The organism is Actinophytocola xanthii (assembly GCF_001921205.1).
In the GTDB taxonomy this organism is placed as follows: Bacteria; Actinomycetota; Actinomycetes; order Mycobacteriales; family Pseudonocardiaceae; genus Actinophytocola; species Actinophytocola xanthii.
Window position 1 is genome coordinate 1 of record NZ_MSIE01000168.1, and the last position, 1,650, is coordinate 1,650.

Below are 1,650 nucleotides of genomic sequence, written 5' to 3' on the forward strand. Positions count from 1 at the left end.
CACCCTCGCCGCATACTGCGAACGAATTAACGACTCACGACACTAAGCATCAGGAACCCGCCGAACTGACCTGGGTGACCAGGCGCGTCAGCTGGTACGACGCGTACCGGAGCGCTGTCGTGGTTGGCGAGGAGCATCCGTAGTTGGGCCGCGAGCACGCGCGGGCTGCCCACGACTGTGCGGAGCGCGGTTTCGCCAATGTAGGCGGTGTACGGCGTGTCGGCGACCGCGCGTTGCCGTTCTCGGCGCGCGCTGATCCTGGAGCCGATGTCGTTCGAAGCGATGCCGATGGTCTCCATGCAGGCAGCCGCGTAGTCCATGGTCTGCAGCAAGCCGGGGATGACGAGCGGTGCCCAGTCGGTGATTTCGATGGCCCGCGACTCGTAGTCGGCGAGAGCGGCGGACTCCTTCGTCATGCCCAGATGGCGCTCCCACCATCCCGGTTCATCGACCGCTTGGACCTCGTCGAGGATCCGCTCACGTTGCTCACCCGTCACGCCGAGAATCGCGAGGAGGGTGGCCACGTCGGCGACGGTCGGCTTCTGCTTGCCAGTCTCAATCCGAGAGAGCCGCCCCACTTCCCATCCCGCGCGCTTCGCGAGCTGCCGGAGGGACAAGCCTTCCCCCTCGCGGATGACTCGCAGCTCCGCGCCTATACCGACAGCGCGTGCTCCGGGCGATCTCCTGGGCATTCGGGTGACTCCTGCCAGACATGGTTGCGGTGTTGGGCCAACAGTGCCAGTGTTGGCCCAACACAGAGGCCGGTACGCCCAACATGGTAGCGATTCGTCCCGTTGAACGGAGCCCGACATGCAGGCCATATGAGAGCCGCCGGCTGGTCCTTCTTCCTCCCCTTTGGCCAGCCGGCACCCGGGACCGGAGGAGCGGCGGCCTGTCGACCCGTGCCAGTCGACGCGCTCCCCCGGTCCCCCGGGTCGGGGAGGGGCTACTGCGCTCCTCTCCGACCCATCCCGGCCCCTGGCGGGCGCGGCTGAACTCTCCCGCCGCGCTCGCCAGGCACCAACCACAGGGCGGTGAACCCACACCATGACCGACAAGCCCTCTCTGACTGGTGAACTGATCAGCTTCACCCAGAGCAACCCTCTCGACCCAGACGTTCTCTATGCTGTAGGACTCATTCGACGCCTTGCTGATCTGTTCGTCGCGCACGGCGTTAACGGTCAGGTCACCGCGACTCAGTGCGCTGAATTCGTCGATGGACTTGAACAGTTGGCGAGTGCGATCCGGGTCATGCAGGGCACTCTCCAGCTCCGTGAAGCGCTACCACCCGGTACTCGCTAGCCGGCGCCATGCGCACGCTCATCCATACGTTTCACTGCGTGACGAGGGGTGTCGGGGTGGCCGTGATCTGGGTAGCCGGCATCGTCTGTCTCACCTGGACGACCTATGAGCTTGAGCCGCATTTCGGCAGGTACACCCCAGTGCTGTGGGTCGCAGCCTTCCCGCTCGGCTACGTCAGCGGATTGATCATGCTGGGACGGCGGACGCCTCCGGTGATGATCTATACGGTCTTTGTTGACGGTCGGATGGTGCATTACGGCACCGACCGTGCCGAGGCCGAGAACCTTGCTGATATCACCGGTGGTGCCGTGGAGCCGACGCCCGATTGGCGCTGGTACTCAATTTTTT

3 protein-coding genes are annotated in these 1,650 nt (G+C 64.8%); 2 read left to right on the forward strand and 1 reads right to left on the reverse strand.

The genetic code is table 11. From position 1 onward, the window contains the following. Positions 1-26 precede the first annotated feature (26 nt). Positions 27-1,049 (reverse strand): helix-turn-helix domain-containing protein, encoded by a 1,023-nt coding sequence (locus BU204_RS40510; RefSeq protein ID WP_332888577.1) that lies wholly within the window; start codon positions 1,047-1,049, stop codon positions 27-29. Between BU204_RS40510 and BU204_RS40515 the strand changes: the two genes are divergently transcribed. Together BU204_RS40515 and BU204_RS37725 are read left to right on the forward strand one after the other, a co-directional pair. After that, positions 1,048-1,302, forward strand: coding sequence for a hypothetical protein (locus BU204_RS40515; protein ID WP_158073455.1), 255 nt, complete (start codon positions 1,048-1,050; stop codon positions 1,300-1,302). The genes BU204_RS40510 and BU204_RS40515 overlap by 2 nt on opposite strands. Before the next feature lie 56 nt (positions 1,303-1,358). After that, positions 1,359-1,650: hypothetical protein (locus BU204_RS37725; protein WP_143230058.1), on the forward strand; the 292-nt coding region annotated here is incomplete at its 3' end.

What these genes read in the sequence shown, in the direction of transcription:
- BU204_RS40515 (WP_158073455.1), top strand. Translation starts at nt 1,048, where the DNA reads ATGACCGACAAGCCCTCTCTGACTGGTGAACTGATCAGCTTCACCCAG.
- BU204_RS40510 (WP_332888577.1), bottom strand. Translation starts at nt 1,049, where the DNA reads ATGGTGTGGGTTCACCGCCCTGTGGTTGGTGCCTGGCGAGCGCGGCGG.